The sequence below is a fragment of the Sinorhizobium meliloti genome (assembly GCF_017876815.1).
Classification (GTDB): domain Bacteria; phylum Pseudomonadota; class Alphaproteobacteria; order Rhizobiales; family Rhizobiaceae; genus Sinorhizobium; species Sinorhizobium meliloti.
Genome location: NZ_JAGIOS010000003.1, coordinates 793,590 through 807,373 on the forward strand (window position 1 = coordinate 793,590; position 13,784 = coordinate 807,373).

At 60.6% G+C, this 13,784-nt stretch carries 13 protein-coding genes and 4 pseudogenes; 4 read left to right on the forward strand and 13 right to left on the reverse strand.

Going from position 1 to position 13,784, the window contains the following annotated elements:
- Positions 1 to 96 precede the first annotated feature (96 nt).
- The 10 genes and pseudogenes from JOH52_RS30265 to JOH52_RS30310 all read right to left on the reverse strand — a co-directional run.
- The gene (locus JOH52_RS30265) at positions 97 to 408 is read right to left on the reverse strand and encodes a hypothetical protein (RefSeq protein WP_014989862.1); all 312 of its coding nucleotides are present in this window, start codon (positions 406 to 408) and stop codon (positions 97 to 99) included.
- Complete coding sequence (ccoS, locus tag JOH52_RS30270; protein WP_014531875.1) at positions 392 to 652, reverse strand: cbb3-type cytochrome oxidase assembly protein CcoS; 261 nt, start codon at positions 650 to 652, stop codon at positions 392 to 394. Before ccoS ends, JOH52_RS30265 begins: the two co-directional genes overlap by 17 nt.
- Complete coding sequence (locus JOH52_RS30275; RefSeq protein ID WP_014531876.1) at positions 649 to 2,916, reverse strand: cation-translocating P-type ATPase; 2,268 nt, start codon at positions 2,914 to 2,916, stop codon at positions 649 to 651. The genes ccoS and JOH52_RS30275 overlap by 4 nt, the downstream gene beginning before the upstream one ends.
- A 2-nt stretch (positions 2,917 to 2,918) precedes the next feature.
- A complete protein-coding gene (locus JOH52_RS30280) occupies positions 2,919 to 3,725 on the reverse strand; it encodes a DUF2189 domain-containing protein (RefSeq protein ID WP_014531877.1) in 807 nt (268 codons plus the stop codon).
- A gap of 27 nt (positions 3,726 to 3,752) precedes the next feature.
- The gene (locus JOH52_RS30285) at positions 3,753 to 3,944 is read right to left on the reverse strand and encodes a hypothetical protein (RefSeq protein ID WP_014989860.1); all 192 of its coding nucleotides are present in this window, start codon (positions 3,942 to 3,944) and stop codon (positions 3,753 to 3,755) included.
- Positions 3,944 to 4,825, reverse strand: a complete 882-nt coding sequence (gene ccoP, locus JOH52_RS30290) for a cytochrome-c oxidase, cbb3-type subunit III (protein ID WP_014531878.1) — start codon at positions 4,823 to 4,825, stop codon at positions 3,944 to 3,946. The genes JOH52_RS30285 and ccoP overlap by 1 nt, the downstream gene beginning before the upstream one ends.
- Positions 4,816 to 4,986 (reverse strand): CcoQ/FixQ family Cbb3-type cytochrome c oxidase assembly chaperone, encoded by a 171-nt coding sequence (locus tag JOH52_RS30295; protein ID WP_014531879.1) that lies wholly within the window; start codon positions 4,984 to 4,986, stop codon positions 4,816 to 4,818. Before JOH52_RS30295 ends, ccoP begins: the two co-directional genes overlap by 10 nt.
- Before the next feature lie 21 nt (positions 4,987 to 5,007).
- A complete protein-coding gene (ccoO, locus tag JOH52_RS30300; protein WP_014531880.1) occupies positions 5,008 to 5,760 on the reverse strand; it encodes a cytochrome-c oxidase, cbb3-type subunit II in 753 nt (250 codons plus the stop codon).
- Positions 5,761 to 5,764: 4 nt separating this feature from the next.
- Positions 5,765 to 7,420, reverse strand: coding sequence for a cytochrome-c oxidase, cbb3-type subunit I (gene ccoN / locus JOH52_RS30305; protein WP_017266936.1), 1,656 nt, complete (start codon positions 7,418 to 7,420; stop codon positions 5,765 to 5,767).
- 306 nt (positions 7,421 to 7,726) lie between these two features.
- Positions 7,727 to 8,848: pseudogene (locus JOH52_RS30310) on the reverse strand (DUF1254 domain-containing protein); the annotation flags it as partial.
- Here JOH52_RS30310 and JOH52_RS30315 point away from each other — a divergent pair.
- From JOH52_RS30315 to JOH52_RS30325, 3 genes and pseudogenes are all read left to right on the forward strand, one after another.
- Positions 8,848 to 9,363: pseudogene (locus JOH52_RS30315) on the forward strand (alpha/beta hydrolase); the annotation flags it as partial. The pseudogenes JOH52_RS30310 and JOH52_RS30315 sit on opposite strands and share 1 nt — an antisense overlap.
- A 118-nt stretch (positions 9,364 to 9,481) precedes the next feature.
- Positions 9,482 to 9,625 carry a hypothetical protein gene (locus JOH52_RS30320; protein ID WP_017266937.1) on the forward strand — a complete coding sequence of 48 codons (144 nt, stop codon included), beginning with the start codon at positions 9,482 to 9,484 and terminating at the stop codon, positions 9,623 to 9,625.
- Positions 9,618 to 9,902: pseudogene (locus tag JOH52_RS30325) on the forward strand (hypothetical protein); the annotation flags it as partial. The gene JOH52_RS30320 and the pseudogene JOH52_RS30325, both read left to right, overlap by 8 nt.
- 80 nt (positions 9,903 to 9,982) lie before the next feature.
- On the opposite strand, the gene JOH52_RS30330 reads toward JOH52_RS30325, so the two are convergent.
- The 3 genes and pseudogenes from JOH52_RS30330 to JOH52_RS30340 form a co-directional block, all read right to left on the reverse strand.
- Entirely contained in the window at positions 9,983 to 10,966 is a 984-nt protein-coding gene (locus tag JOH52_RS30330; RefSeq protein ID WP_017266938.1) for a helix-turn-helix domain-containing protein, read from the reverse strand.
- A gap of 23 nt (positions 10,967 to 10,989) precedes the next feature.
- Complete coding sequence (locus JOH52_RS30335) at positions 10,990 to 12,162, reverse strand: type II toxin-antitoxin system HipA family toxin (RefSeq protein WP_014531887.1); 1,173 nt, start codon at positions 12,160 to 12,162, stop codon at positions 10,990 to 10,992.
- A gap of 293 nt (positions 12,163 to 12,455) precedes the next feature.
- Positions 12,456 to 12,869, reverse strand: a pseudogene (locus JOH52_RS30340) (transposase); the annotation flags it as partial.
- A gap of 106 nt (positions 12,870 to 12,975) precedes the next feature.
- On the opposite strand from JOH52_RS30340, the gene JOH52_RS35530 reads away from it, so the two are divergent.
- The gene (locus JOH52_RS35530) at positions 12,976 to 13,221 is read left to right on the forward strand and encodes a hypothetical protein (protein WP_080567590.1); all 246 of its coding nucleotides are present in this window, start codon (positions 12,976 to 12,978) and stop codon (positions 13,219 to 13,221) included.
- Positions 13,222 to 13,784 lie beyond the last annotated feature (563 nt).

Below are 13,784 nucleotides of genomic sequence, written 5' to 3' on the forward strand. Positions count from 1 at the left end.
GGAACCCACCATTGTTCCAGATCAACAACCGTGGGTGTCGTAGAGATATCCGCCTTCGCCGCGGCCAATTGATAGGCGGCAAAGTGATTGCGGCTGTCATCCGTCAACTTGCTTGGGCACTCTGACCCCACGCATGACGCCAATCGCAGCTCCCACAGTCCCCCCGGCGACCACGCCCGCAGAACCGCCAGCAAGGACCGCAATCAGGCAATTGAGGACGGCAGCCCCGAAAGCGGAATCCGACAGGAAAACGATACCGGCGACGAGTCCGACCAGAGCGCCGATCGCTCCAAGGGCAATTGCAAACAGGGTGACGGACTCCGACGGATCAATCTGCCGGTCGGGAACCTCTTTCTGTGTCGGATCTGGCCCCTGAGTGGCCCGCTGGCGTTCATCCGTGTTTGGCATTGGATACTCCGGAGTAGAGCTTCGATTCACCGTCCTCTTTCGGGGAACGCTGGCGTCTGCTGGCAGTTCCGTCCCGGTCCGGGTCCGGCAACGGTCCCTCGTCCTCCTCATCGTCCAGCAGGATCCTCTCGGCCGCTCCGTCGAGATCATCGTACTGCCCGGAGCGCAGCGACCAGAAGAATGCCAGTAGTCCGACGAAGCCCATCGCCAAGGCAACCGGGACGAGGAGAGCAAGATAATTCATATCTTTACCGTGGCTGGTTTGGTCGCGCCGAAGGTGCGCGGCCCCTTTTTAACCTTTGCACCTTGGCGCAGCGCGTTTCCAACGACGACGATCGAGGACAGCGACATGGCAAGCGCAGCAGCGAGCGGCGTGACCACTCCGCCGATCGCGAAGGGCACGCTGACGACGTTGTAGACGATTGCCATTGCGAAGTTCTGGCGGATCAGCACGTCGGCCCTCGCCGCGGTCTGGATGATGTCTCGGACAGCCAGCAGGCTCTGACCGAGAAAAACGAAGTCGGATGCGCTCCGTCCGACGTCCGTTGCCGACGAGGGGGCGATCGACACGTGCGCGGCCGCCAGCGCCGGCGCATCGTTCAGACCGTCGCCGATCATCAGCACCTTGCGGCCTGTCGCCGCGAGTGCCCTGATGGCCTCGACCTTTTCACCCGGAAGCAGCTCAGCCGAAAACGCCTCGATGTCCAATTGCCCGGCGATGGACGAAACCGCGGCACTACGATCTCCAGAAAGGATGCGCACCGAAAGGCCGGCCGAGCGCAGCGTCTGGACAAGCTCGCGAGCACCGGGACGAACGGTTTCCTCGAACGCGAAAACCGCTATCGCTTCGGCGTCCTTCGACAGCACGGTGGTCGACGACGTTCCCAAGTCGACCTGCTTTGCAGTCGATGCCCAGGACGGGCGTCCGAGACGGTAGACCGCGTCCCCTGCCCGCCCCTCGATGCCGCAGCCATGAACCTCCTCGAGGCTGTCGAATTCCACAGGGGCCACGGGCCGTCGAGGGTCTGCCAAGGCGATGGCGACGGACGCGGGATGCCGTGAGACCCTCGCCATCGCGGCTGCCAGAGACAGGAGCCGGGGCTGAATGTCGCCCGCGTTGACGAGGCGCATCTCGCCGAGGGTCAGCGTCCCGGTCTTGTCGAAGAGTACGGTGTCGATTTCGTTCAACCGCTCGAATGCGGATCCGTCGCGCGCCATGATGCCGCGTTCAAAGAGGCGCCTTACCGCAACTACCTGCACCATCGGAACGGCAAGTCCAAGGGCGCAGGGGCAGGTTATGACAAGTACGGCGATCGCAATGGTGACGGATTTGTGGAGGTCTCCGGTTCCAAAGAGCCATGCGACCATGGAAAGGAGGGCGACGCCATGCACGACTGGCGCATACAGGCTTGCAGCGCGATCCGCGATGCGACGGTAAGTGGAGCGCCCGCTCTCGGCAGCCTCCATCATGCGGGTCATCTCGGCCAGGAAGGAACCGTCGGCGGATGCGGTCGCCAAGAGGGTCAGCGGATTGGCGAGGTTCATCACGCCCGCCTGCAACGCGCTTCCCAGCGCGGCACGCCTCCACTCGCTCTCCCCTGAAACGATCGAAGCATCAAGCTCCGAGGCGCCTTTGACGACAATGCCGTCGACCGGCGCGCGCTCGCCGGCGGCGACAAGCAGACGCATGCCCGGCTGGATCTCGGAAAGCGGGACGTAGTCAATCGCCTCGTCTGCCTGGACGACACTCGCGCCACGCGGCGAGAGCCTTGCAAGCGCTCCCACGGCGGAACGCGCCCGGCCCCGCATCAGATGGTCCAAAGTTCGGCCTGCCAGCAGTACGAACAGCAGGGACGTGCTCGCGTCGAAATAGGCAAAGGCCGCGTTGTGAAGGGTGTCGTAGACGCTCAGGGCGAAAGCGAGGAGAACGCCGACGCTGATCGGAACGTCCATGTTGGTGCGACCATGCCGCAGCGCCGCCCAGGCCGAGCGGTAGAAGAACCTCCCGGAATAGACGATCGCCGGCAGAGCGAGCGCCGCCGAGACCAGGTGGAACGCATGGCGCGTCGCGGGATCGGCCCCGGACCAAACCGATACCGAGAGGATCATGATGTTCATCGCCGAGAAACCGGCGACCGCGAGCGCCTTCAAAAGGGAGGCAAGCACCGGGTCCTGTGTCTCCTCCTCGATGGAGGCCAGATGCGAAGCATAGCCGATCTTCGCAAGCGCAGCGGCGAAATCCGGACTCTCGTCGTCATTGCCCCGCCAGTTGATGGTGACCCGACGGGTAGACAGGTTCACGCGTGCAAGCTCGACGCCTGGGATTTTCCGGAGAGCGCCTTCGACGGCAGCAATGCAGGCGGCGCAATGCGCGTCGGGCAACGCCAATGCGATTTGGCGAAGGCCGTCGCCAAGGTCTCGGCTCGCGAGCCGGATCTCCTGGGGGGAGACGCTCGTCCGTGATGCCGCACCGGCGCTTGGGACGGCTATACCAGAGCAGCAGGACATGGCTAGCGCAACGCTCTGTAGGCGTGCCAGGTGGCATGCCCGAGCAAGGGGAAGATCACAACAAGACCGATCATCGCCGTGGCTACGCTGACCAGGAACATCCCTAGCACGATCGCGCCCCAGACGAGCATCGGACGGAGGTTGTTCCAGACAAGCGCCACGCTGACGCCCATTGCCGTGAACGCATCGATGCGCTGGTCGAGCAGCATCGGTATGGAGAACACGCTGATAGCAAAGGAAAATCCGGCAAAAAGCGCGCCGATGAAAATGCCGACTGCAAGCATGGCCCAGCCGGTGGGCGTCGTTAGCAGCAGTTGCGTGACATGCCCTAGGCCGGGAAACGGCCGCACCCCGAAGAACAAGGCATAGATGAGCACGGCCGCGCGCATCCACAGCAGCATGAGCATGCAGAGCAGAAGCCCGGTAAAGAACACCTGGGCGCCGGCCACCGGCCTGACGCGCAGCATGCTCCCGAGACTGACCGGCTCGGATCGCTCGAGGCGCGAACTCTTCAAATAGAGCCCCGTCGCGAACAGCGGCGCGATGATCATAAAACCTGCAACTGCGGGGAACAGGAAATAGTCGCGTCCGGTGGCGAACAGGAGCCAGATGATCAGGAAGGAAACCACAAAGACGGCCACCCCGTAGCTCAGGCTGAGCATCGGATACGTGATCAGGTCACGCCAACCTTTCGCGAGCCACTCAAAGGGTGCCTGGGCCGGCAGATGGCGTTGCCACTTCGGATTCCAGGTCTCCTCTATGCCTGAGACCTCGCCTACCCACCGCTGTAACTTTCCAGTCCCTGACATATGTCTCTCCACGGGTGCACGATAACGTCAGCAGGATGATTTCGCGGCCCTGTACCGTCCCGGAGCCGATCCCGTTTCCTTCAGGTGAGCGACGCATCCGGGATCGCTGTCGATCGCGATGTAAAGCATGTGGGCGTTGGCACCGAGAAAGATGGCCGCGGCGACGAGGCCCCACCAGGCTAGGAGCGATCTGCTTCGTCTCGCGGCAGCTTTCGTCATCACGGTTTCTCCACGCCCAGAGAGTTGACGTAGAGCGCCAAAATCTTGATCTCCGCGGGTGTCAGCCGCTCGTCCCATGTCGGCATATGACCTTGGCGCCCGCCGTGGACGGATTCGATGATACCCTGCATCGTGCCGCCATAGATCCAATAGGCGTCGGTCAGGTTCGGAGCGCCGACCTCCCGACTGCCTCTCGCGTCCTCGCCGTGGCAGGCGGCGCAAGTGGTGAGGAACACTTCCCTGCCCGCCTCGATCCGGCCAATGTTCTCAGGCGTGGAGTATCCGGGATTGGTCAGCGAATAGACATAGGCGGCGACGTCGCGGACCTGATTGCGTTCGAGCATCTGGTCGCGTCCGAAAGAGGGCATCTGCGCAACGCGGCTTTCGGGATGGCGCGTGTTGATGCCGACCCTGAGGGTCTGTGCGATATCCTCCGGTCCGCCGCCCCAAAGCCAATCGTCGTCGGTCAGATCCGGATAATTGCTCCGGCCCTTTCCGTCGACGCCGTGGCAGACGGCGCAGTTGTCGCCGAACAACTGATGGCCGGTGGAGCGGACAGTCTCCATCAACTGCTCGTCCGCCCTTATCTGCTCGTAGGAGAGCGTATCAATCCTCTTCTCCCAAACCGCCCTGGCTGCAGCCGCGGCGGCAAGCTTCTCTTCGACGACGTTCCGCTCGTCGATTCCTAGCAGGCCCCTCGTATAGGTAGTGCCGAGCGGCCACGTCGGCAGCAGCACCCACCAGATCAGTGCGAAGACATGGGTGACGACCAGGAAAAGCAGCACTCCTCGGGGAACCGGCGTGTCCAGTTCCTTGATGCCGTTCCACTCATGTCCCGTGGTCTTGCGGCCGCTGATCGGATCGACTTCCTCTACGTCCATGGCTGGTCGTCCTCATCGAGAATGTCCCTCTTGGCACGATCGAAACGCTCGCGGTTAGCGGGCCAGAACGCGTAGACGATCACGCAGATCGAGAACCCGATGAGGTAGAAGAGCCCCCAGGTCTTCGCCGCCTCCACCAATGTCTCGTGGGTCACGTCCATGACGACGTTGTCCTTTCTCGCTCAATCGCTGGGGTCGGGTACCTGTTCCGGCGCCGCGGTGTTCTGGTATGCCGCCTTGGTCAGCCGTCCGAGGACCTGCAGATAGGCGACGAGCGCATCCATCTCCGTGACCCGAGTTGCCACCCCGTCGAAGGCGCTGACCTGCGTCTCCTCCCCATAGCGTTCCGTCACGCCGGAAGACTGCTCGCTGTCGGGCACCGCCTGACCGAAGGCGTCCCGCGCGGCGTTCTCGATCATCTCGTCGGTATAGGGCACTCCGACGCTTCGCTGCGCCTCCAGATGGGAGCCGAGATCGTCCAGCCGGAGCGGCGTCCGCGCCAGCCACGCATAGGCCGGCATGTTCGACTCCGGCACGACGTCCCGCGGATTGGTGAGATGGGCTACATGCCAGAAATCGGAATATTTGCCTCCTACCCTGGCGAGATCCGGTCCAGTCCGCTTCGATCCCCAGAGCATCGGGTGGTCATATTTGGATTCGACCGCCAGCGAGAAGGGCCCGTAGCGCTCCACCTCGTCCCGCAGCGTGCGGATCATCTGACTGTGGCACGCATAGCAGCCTTCACGGATGTAGATGTTGCGACCGGCGAGTTCTAGCGGCGTGTAGAGACGCATGTCCTCGACGTCCTCCACCGTCTCGTCGATGGTGAAGAGCGGAGCGATCTCCACGATGCCGCCGACGCTTGCCGCCAAGATGATCGCCAGCACGAAGCCGATGGCGGTCCGCTCGAGCTTTCGATGAATAAGTTCGCGCATGTTCCTACTCCGCCGGTCCCGATGCCGCGCCTTCTGGCAACGGTGCGGCGACCGGAACATCGTCGTGCCGTTCAGCCAGAGCTGGGACGCCGCGAACGGTCATCCAGATGTTGTAGGTGGCAACGACAGCTCCGATTAGGAACAGCAGGCCGCCGAAGGCACGGGCGATATAGTAGGGGTACATCGCCACGAGGGAATCCACGAATGAATAGGCGAGCGTCCCCTCCCCCGTATAGGTCCGCCACATCAGGCCCTGGATGATGCCCGAGTTCCACATTGCGAAGACGTAGATTACGGTGCCGGCGAAGGCGAGCCAGAAATGGACCTCGACGAGGGCTGCCGAATACATCCTCTCGCGCTTCCAGATCGCTGGCACGAGCGTGTAGAGCGAGCCGTAGGTGATCAACGCCACCCATCCCAGAGCCCCCGCATGGACATGGCCGACTGTCCAGTCGGTATAGTGCGACAGCGAGTTCACGGGGCGGACCGCGAGGAACGATCCCTCGAAGGTCGAGAGCCCGTAGAAGAAGGCGGCCATCATGATGAAACGCAGCGTCGCGTCGTCGCGAACCTTGTGCCAGGCCCCGTTCAGCGTCAGCAGGGCGTTGCCGGCCGATGCCCATGAGGGAACCAGCAGCATCACCGAGAACGTCATTCCGAGGTTCTGTACCCAGTGCGGCAGGGCCGTGTAGTGAAGGTGGTGGGAGCCGGCCCACATGTAGAAGAAGGTTATGCCCCAAAAGCTGAGGATCGACAGCCGGTAGGAAAAGATGGGCCGCTCGGCTCGTTTCGGCAGGTAGTAGTAGAGCATCGCCAGGAAGCCTGCCGTCAGGAAGAAGGCGACCGCATTGTGCCCGTACCACCACTGCACCATCGAGTCCTGCACGCCCGCCCAGATCGTGTAGCTCTTGGCATGGCCGAGCGAGACCGGAACTGCCAGGTTGTTGATGATGTGCAGGATCGCCACGACCACGATGAAGGCCATGTAGTACCAGTTGGCGACGTAGATGTGCGGCTCCCTGCGGCGCGCCAGCGTTCGGATGTAGAGGACGAAATAGGTGACCCAGACGATGACGAGCCAGAAGTCGGCATACCATTCCGCCTCGGCATATTCCTTCGATTGCGTCACACCCATGAAATAGCCGGTCACTGCCAGGATGCAGAAGAGGTTGTAGCCGAACAGCACGAACCACGGACTGAGTTGATCTGCCAGCCGGGCGCGCGAGGTCCTCTGAACAACATGGAACGACGTTGCAATCAGGGCGTTGCCGCCGAACCCGAAAATGACCCCGGTTGTATGAGCGGGTCTGATCCGTCCGAAGCTCGCCCAGGCCGTGTCGAAATTGAGGCTCGGCCAAGCAAGCTGCGCCGCCGCCCAGACGCCGATGAACATGCCGAAGATCGCCCAGAACAGTGTGAACCAGACGCCGACCTTGATGGGATCGTCGTAGTAGCGCGAGATGCGCGACGGGTCCGGGGGAGGCCCAAACGAGCTGGACATGATGAGGTACAGCAATGCAAGGCTATAAAGGAGGACAACCGCTCCGTGTACTCCGAGCGGGTCGAACCGGCCGGCCGCCGCCATGGCAATACCGACAATAGCCAGGACGAGCAGTATTGCCGCGGCCAGGTCCCGTTCACGCCTCGTCAACTGTCCCATGAAGTTGCTCCCTCGTCATGAACGGCCCCTGACAACGATCATCTATTTCCCGAGGGAACAAATCAAGGCTTCAGCCGATCTTTTGCCGATACGCACCTAGACTTGTGGTTCGGTGCTCCGGGGCACGGCACATGGTTCCCCCCATCCGCGCGTGACGTGGTTAGGAGATCAGCCAACCGCAGTCTTCTGGGACGGGACTCACCGAAAGATGTGACTCCGTGGCGAAGCGCCGAAGAGGCGCGTGAGAGGGCTTCCGGGGCGAGGCCAAGTTTCGCCCGCAATTGGCTGAACCGTGCCGGCATGTCTCTAAGAGACCCGTTTCACGCCGGGTGGCTGCCATGTTCCTTTGCCCGCAGGAAGGATCGAGGGTGGCGTAGTCTTCGGCCAATATAGCCGCATCACCAGATAGATTGGGCCATCCGGGGCCGGAAGCCAATTTGCTTCCTTGCCCGCACCGGGGTTGTCTTTTTGAATGTACAGCGTCACCGAGCCGTCCGGCTCCGTCTTCATCCCCGGCAACATCGGAGAATTGATGAGGTAGCGATTGATCGGGTTCTTGACCAGGAACTGGCTCTTGCCGTCATACATCGTAACGGACCAGAACGCATTCACAGGCGGCAACTGGCCGGGTGGAAAGGTGAGTGTGTACTTGTGCTTGCTGCCGTCGAGCGGTTCCCCGGTCGCATCCGTTCTGGTGAAGGGGTACATGGCCTCTACTGCATCGTTGCCATAGAGGCCAGCCTTTGCAGCTCCGGCCCGCCTCAACCAATCGCCGTTGAAGAAGACCTCGTCGCCGAGAAGCGAGCTGACGTTCCAGCCGTTGATGGGTTTGTTTCCGCTGGCCAGCCATTTGTTGATTTTATCGTCACCCTGCTTCACGCCTATCAGCATCTCGGCTTTGTGTTCGAGCGATAGTTCCTTGAACTCGAAGGTCTTGCCCGGGCCGATGCCAATCTTCGCAAGTTTCGCGCGAATAGCATTGTCCCTTAAGGTCTCGGGAACGAATTGCAGGGCCGCGTCGAGATATTGGAAGAAGTTGTCCTTGATCCCGGCGGTGGTGGCTGGAACGAACGCGATCTCCGGCGCGGCGGTCGGGGCGGGTTGCTTCAGGAATGCGGAAAGCGGCTGCGCCTTGTAGCCGGCCTGCACCTTTTCCACGTTCGGCATGTCTTCTACGTTGATAAGCTGGGTCCGAAAGTTGGCGAATACGAACGGGGTGGTCGATCGGAAGACCTGCTTGATGCCCTTGGGCTTCTCGCCTTTCCAGTCGGGTCCGACAACGAGATAGGAGCCTGGCTCGGTCCCGGTGGCGCGAGAGCCGATATATCCGAAATTGTAGGTGTTGCCGTCAATGAGCTGAACCGAGTAATAGCGCTCCTTGTCGACCGCCGGCACCGAGACCACCACCGGTTCAACGCGCAAGTCCAAGCCAGCACCCCCGGTTCACCCTGTTCGTATCCCGTGACGACCGGGCTCTTGCCTTCTCGCGCAGGGTCTGGGGCGACATTCCCCGGCTCGGTTCGATCGACCCCGAGGCCGACCCCTACAAGCAGGAATTGGCGAACAACGAGATCACCGTCATCGATCTTACCAAGATCAAGGCAGGCGACGGCATGCATCACGGCAAGTTCGCCGAGTCCCCGGAAGTCGTCCGGCTCATTGGGGCTCGCATCTCCGAAGGTCAGCCACTGACCGACAGCCGGATCGGTCTCGGAGACCATCTCATTGCGGGCACGACGGGAGCCGCCGCAGCAGCTGGCAGCGCTGCCGGCCTGATCCTCGCTGCTCCGGTCGCCGCCATCGATCCGCATACCAGGGGCAACTACGCCAACCACGTCGGCGCGGCGATGGGACGGTCGGATGGCAAGCAGAAGATCGCCGTGACAGACTGCGTTTCGAGACAGTCGGCTGAGCGCGATCCGGCGTGCGCGCCGCAAAACTGACTGGTTTCGTCGCGGGAAGTCGATTTGGATCCTGCGAATTCGGGGCCGACAGTTCCTGTCGACATGGCCTTTATCAACCAAAAACAGCATAACCTCGATAGCCGAGGAATCTGATCGTATGGGGAAGTCAACCTTCGCGGAGCTTGAAGAGCTTAAAACCGTTCACAGCAAGAGCGATATCAGCGCCCTCAAGGTCCGGCTTCGCGAACTCAATATCGAAATCGTTGATCTGGAAAATCAGGCCGATCCGGCAACAAGATAATCTTGACAACGACAGCATATTTACTGTGCTGGCGAACTGCATTCGCTAGGCCAGGAAGAGGGGGCAAGTGATTTTGGACACGCACAATCCTAACCTGGCGGTTGGGGCGGTTGCCGAGCAGGTACTTTACGTGACTTTGGACAAAGCGGCTGGCTACAAGTTTACTTATGAATCCGGGTCTATCGAAAATCCGCGTATCAATGACGCTATCGTGAAGATTCTTGAGGGTTCAAAGCCGGCGTTTGTGCAACGCCGCCTTGCGTACCAGATTAAATAGCTCTCCGCTTGAATCATGCTGTCGTGGCCGAGTCCGCAGATTGCGGTCTTTGCGCCATCCCAAGCGGTTTGCGGTCACCGCTAGCGGCGCGGACGACGTTCTTTGCTGATGGGGCTATTCAACAAGCGTTGCACTTCCGCCTCGACGCGGTTGAGCGAAAGCCCTGCCACGCCAAACCTCTCATAGAGCGACGTCAACAACGGGAGCATGCATTCGGCCAATCGGCTCTCGATATCGTTGGCAGAAAAGTTTGCCTCCAGCACGGCTTCATCGCTTCGTGCCGCATGACCTTCGACAAGCAGATCACTCAGCGGGTTAGCCCAGGAGCGCAACACGCGACCGCGCAGGCCCGTGAACATGACGCGGAAATGAACCGTCACGGCTGTATCGGCATCTTTGCGAAGGAGCGACGCAAGCTTTTCCGCGTGCAACAGAACCTCACCCATCCGCCATAGGGGAAGCGTCGTGTCGAGGATCGTTCCGGCGGGGAACGTCTCCGCACCATCTTCCTGATAACCGCGGATCAGGAACATGCGCCCCGAAGGGGCCGCACGCCAGAAATCGCAATGCGCAGGATCATTGAACCCGCGCTCGACTTCCTCGCCTTGCGGAGCAAGCCAACATTCAATCAGTCCATCAACTTCACGCGGCTGAATAGCCTCGCGTGTCGGAAGCCAGAACGGCGGCCAGCCCGTTTTCCGAACTACGGCCTTTTCAAGAATGCGTTCAAAGGCGGTCAGCTCCGACATCTTGAGATCGCCCTCAAGCCAGTAGTCGAACCGATACCAGCCATTTGGAAACCGCGCAGGCGAATCCTGGGGGAGCGGAGCAACCAGATTACGCCAACGCTCAAATGCATCGCGCACGAACCGGGCTTGCGTGTCCCCCTCGGTAGGCTCATCCACCAAACCAACGACGCGCAGGATGTCGAGGGCTTTCGCCAGTGTCAGGGTCGTTTCACCACGCTCGAACGCAGCCATTGTCGGATGGCTGACACCCGCCAAAGCCGAATGATGTTTTTGTGTAAGACCTTCCGCCTTGCGACGGCGCAAGGTTTCTTCCACGTACCGTTGCCACGCAAGCGGAGCTATGTTTCCAGTATTCTCAGGCATGAGTTGTCCACGATCTCCTTGAATCTATGCACGAAGCCATCCGCCGGCTCCGCGTCGGGCGGACGGATAATGGATGCAGCCTTCTCCACCTGCCGCTTTAGCTGTTTGAATGTCTGGTCGATGGCCCTGTCCGGCAGGCCGATCTCCTTGCCGAAGGCGCGGAAAATTGCCTGGTTGGCCGCTTCCAGATGGATTTTCTCACCGCCGATTGACAGCGCCAATGTTTGGTCGAACCCGTCATAAAATGCGGTGTTCACCACATCGTAGGCGGGGGATAGCCGTAAGCCCGTCGGCGTTTCCAGAAGGGAGAAGTTTTTCAGGTGGGCATCGCAATTCCCGATCAGGGTGAAGACAATCAGGCGATTGAAAAACCGCAACAGGTCGATTGGCGCGCGCGATGAGTGCTGACGAATGATCGCGGCAATATCCTCGTAGGCCGCATCATACTTGCCTGCGTAGTCCTGTCCCTTGGGCTTGCTGAGGATCTGCGCACAGTCTTCGAGGCGCAGTTTCTCGCCGTTCGGTCTCCGGTCGAAGCGGGTAACAATGAGCGCCGTTTCGTCAACAACCGCGGTGAGCGAGGCCGTGAACCCGGTCACTTCCCTTTCGCCAAGGACGGCGGCGGTCCACCGCAGGCTCAGGAGTTCATTTCGAACGAGGTTGTCTATTCGGTCGGAATTGAATTTAGCGATATAGAGCGCTGATCCCGTCGCACTCGCGGGAACAAACCTGTTTTCATCGTCCTTGGTGACAAGCAGTTTCTTCTGCACACCTGAAACCGTGCGTCCGGGACTGACGGTGGCTTCGGTGATTTCCGGGAGCTGTGCGGCATCGTCCGGCGGCCGGATGCTGACGGCCCCGATACAGTCTGCACCGTAACGAAGGAGCAGCCCAAGGTCGTCTTCTTCGACGATATGTGCCGAACGTGCCTGTTGTTCGCGTAACCATCCTTCCGGGCCGAGGTGCTGGAAAAACGGATGCAGGCCGACCTTCCATTCATGTTCGCGTTGCGTGGAGGGGAAGCAGCACGCGATATTGCCTTTATTCCAGTCTGAATGATAGGCGAAGCGCGTTCCGCCGTTGGCCGTTTCGACCAACGTGCCCGCGGTTTCATCCTTGAACAAAATATTTGCGCTTCTCAGTGCCATTAAGTTATGCCTTCGCTCTCTACCTCGTACGCGCCCGCTGGGGGGCGCTTACGAAGCCATACATCCATCATGGTGTGCTGATTTGTAAGAAAATCAAGGTATAACTCGATTTCATGCATTTCGCGCCAAACTAACAATCTTTAGCTTTATATCCGTCCGATCCGCGCCAGCCACAGCTCGCCTGCGAAACTATAACTCGAATCTAGCGTAAAAATCCATTCGCGGAAGGCCGTTTTGTCCGAGGACATCGATGAACTTCGTCTTCGGCGGGCTGGCTTCCTGTGCCAGCATCGTCAGGTTGGCCTGAGACGGGCGAAGAGGGCGAGATTGTAGGCGACCACCGAGGACGAGACGTAGGTCTCGAAGTGGTGGAGCCCGCGCCAGGTGCAGTGGGCCAGGCCATAGGTCCGCTTCAGGCCGGAAATGCCGGCTTCGATGCCGGCCCGGAAGTTTCTGAGCTTGCGATACACCCAGCGGCTCCTGACCATATCTTTGATCCGGAGGCGGCCGCTCTTCTTATGGAAGGCCATATCGCGCATACCCCAGGCCTTGGCCTGGGGTATGTTTTCACGGCTCGCATAGCCGCCGTCGGCGCCCGCCTGCCGCGGCGCCTCGCCATAGAAGGATGTGGCGCTCCAGTAAGGGCAAAAGCCGCTCGCTGTCGGCCGGAGAATCAGTCCGCTCCTGCCGGTGGTCAGATTGATCTTGCGCTTGAGTTTGACTTGCTAGAATCCGGGGGTTGGGGGTCGGTGCGTGATGTCCGGAACCTCCCCGTCCGTCGTCGGTTCCTCCTTCCCTAGCAGGAGAAACAACATGGCGAACGACGAACTGAGCGCCGGCTTCACCGGGAAGCCGACCGAACCGCCCACGGGTGTCCGAAAGATAGCTAAGGTAGCCAGCGGCGCAGTTGGCCGCGAAGCGAACGCTGTCGTGGTAGGGGCCGCAGATCACCCATGCACTGCAACAGGATTGGCGCTCACAGTCGGCGCCATTGCCTTCGCGGTCGGTTATACTATGGGTCGATCGTCAAGCGAAAAGGGCCGAAGTTACTGGCGATAGAGGCCGCGCAATGCACAAAATCGCGCGCCGGTGGCGCGCTGCTGGTGTAGACGCAAGTTGTGGCGGCGCTTGCCACGCATCCGCCGAAGGCGACTGGATGCGCAACTCACCCCGCCATGAGCGGGGTTTTTTCACAGTTTCAGATCAGTACGCCTTTTAGCTATGCGTTCCGCTCGACCAACTGACCTTCGGGCCCCTCGTCTTTCCCGCGTCACCTTGGATCTCGTCGTGGTTGGAACGGGTCACTCTTCCGCGCAGTCGGCAACGAGGCAAACAGCATTCACGGGATACACCGACATCAGCATGTTTTCCCAGGCAATGGCCGCCCTGGCGGCTTGACAGGCTCGCTCAACGACATTTCAACGGCACCGCCGCTTTTCTACGCCGGATGACGACTTAACCTGCGCTGCAGCGCACAACATTTCATCGTGATTTGCTAATGTTGCTTTTTTGAGCAGGCGCCTGAACCACCCATTACTTATTAGATTCAAAGGGATATCGTGACCGCCCAAAACTGGCATGGGCCTTGCTTTTTATCATTGCTTTGATCAACGGCGATTGAA

What these genes read in the sequence shown, in the direction of transcription:
- JOH52_RS30265 (WP_014989862.1), bottom strand. Translation starts at nt 408, where the DNA reads ATGCCAAACACGGATGAACGCCAGCGGGCCACTCAGGGGCCAGATCCG.
- ccoS (WP_014531875.1), bottom strand. Translation starts at nt 652, where the DNA reads ATGAATTATCTTGCTCTCCTCGTCCCGGTTGCCTTGGCGATGGGCTTC.
- JOH52_RS30275 (WP_014531876.1), bottom strand. Translation starts at nt 2,916, where the DNA reads ATGTCCTGCTGCTCTGGTATAGCCGTCCCAAGCGCCGGTGCGGCATCA.
- JOH52_RS30280 (WP_014531877.1), bottom strand. Translation starts at nt 3,725, where the DNA reads ATGTCAGGGACTGGAAAGTTACAGCGGTGGGTAGGCGAGGTCTCAGGC.
- JOH52_RS30285 (WP_014989860.1), bottom strand. Translation starts at nt 3,944, where the DNA reads ATGACGAAAGCTGCCGCGAGACGAAGCAGATCGCTCCTAGCCTGGTGG.
- ccoP (WP_014531878.1), bottom strand. Translation starts at nt 4,825, where the DNA reads ATGGACGTAGAGGAAGTCGATCCGATCAGCGGCCGCAAGACCACGGGA.
- JOH52_RS30295 (WP_014531879.1), bottom strand. Translation starts at nt 4,986, where the DNA reads ATGGACGTGACCCACGAGACATTGGTGGAGGCGGCGAAGACCTGGGGG.
- ccoO (WP_014531880.1), bottom strand. Translation starts at nt 5,760, where the DNA reads ATGCGCGAACTTATTCATCGAAAGCTCGAGCGGACCGCCATCGGCTTC.
- ccoN (WP_017266936.1), bottom strand. Translation starts at nt 7,420, where the DNA reads ATGGGACAGTTGACGAGGCGTGAACGGGACCTGGCCGCGGCAATACTG.
- JOH52_RS30320 (WP_017266937.1), top strand. Translation starts at nt 9,482, where the DNA reads ATGGGGAAGTCAACCTTCGCGGAGCTTGAAGAGCTTAAAACCGTTCAC.
- JOH52_RS30335 (WP_014531887.1), bottom strand. Translation starts at nt 12,162, where the DNA reads ATGGCACTGAGAAGCGCAAATATTTTGTTCAAGGATGAAACCGCGGGC.
- JOH52_RS35530 (WP_080567590.1), top strand. Translation starts at nt 12,976, where the DNA reads ATGGCGAACGACGAACTGAGCGCCGGCTTCACCGGGAAGCCGACCGAA.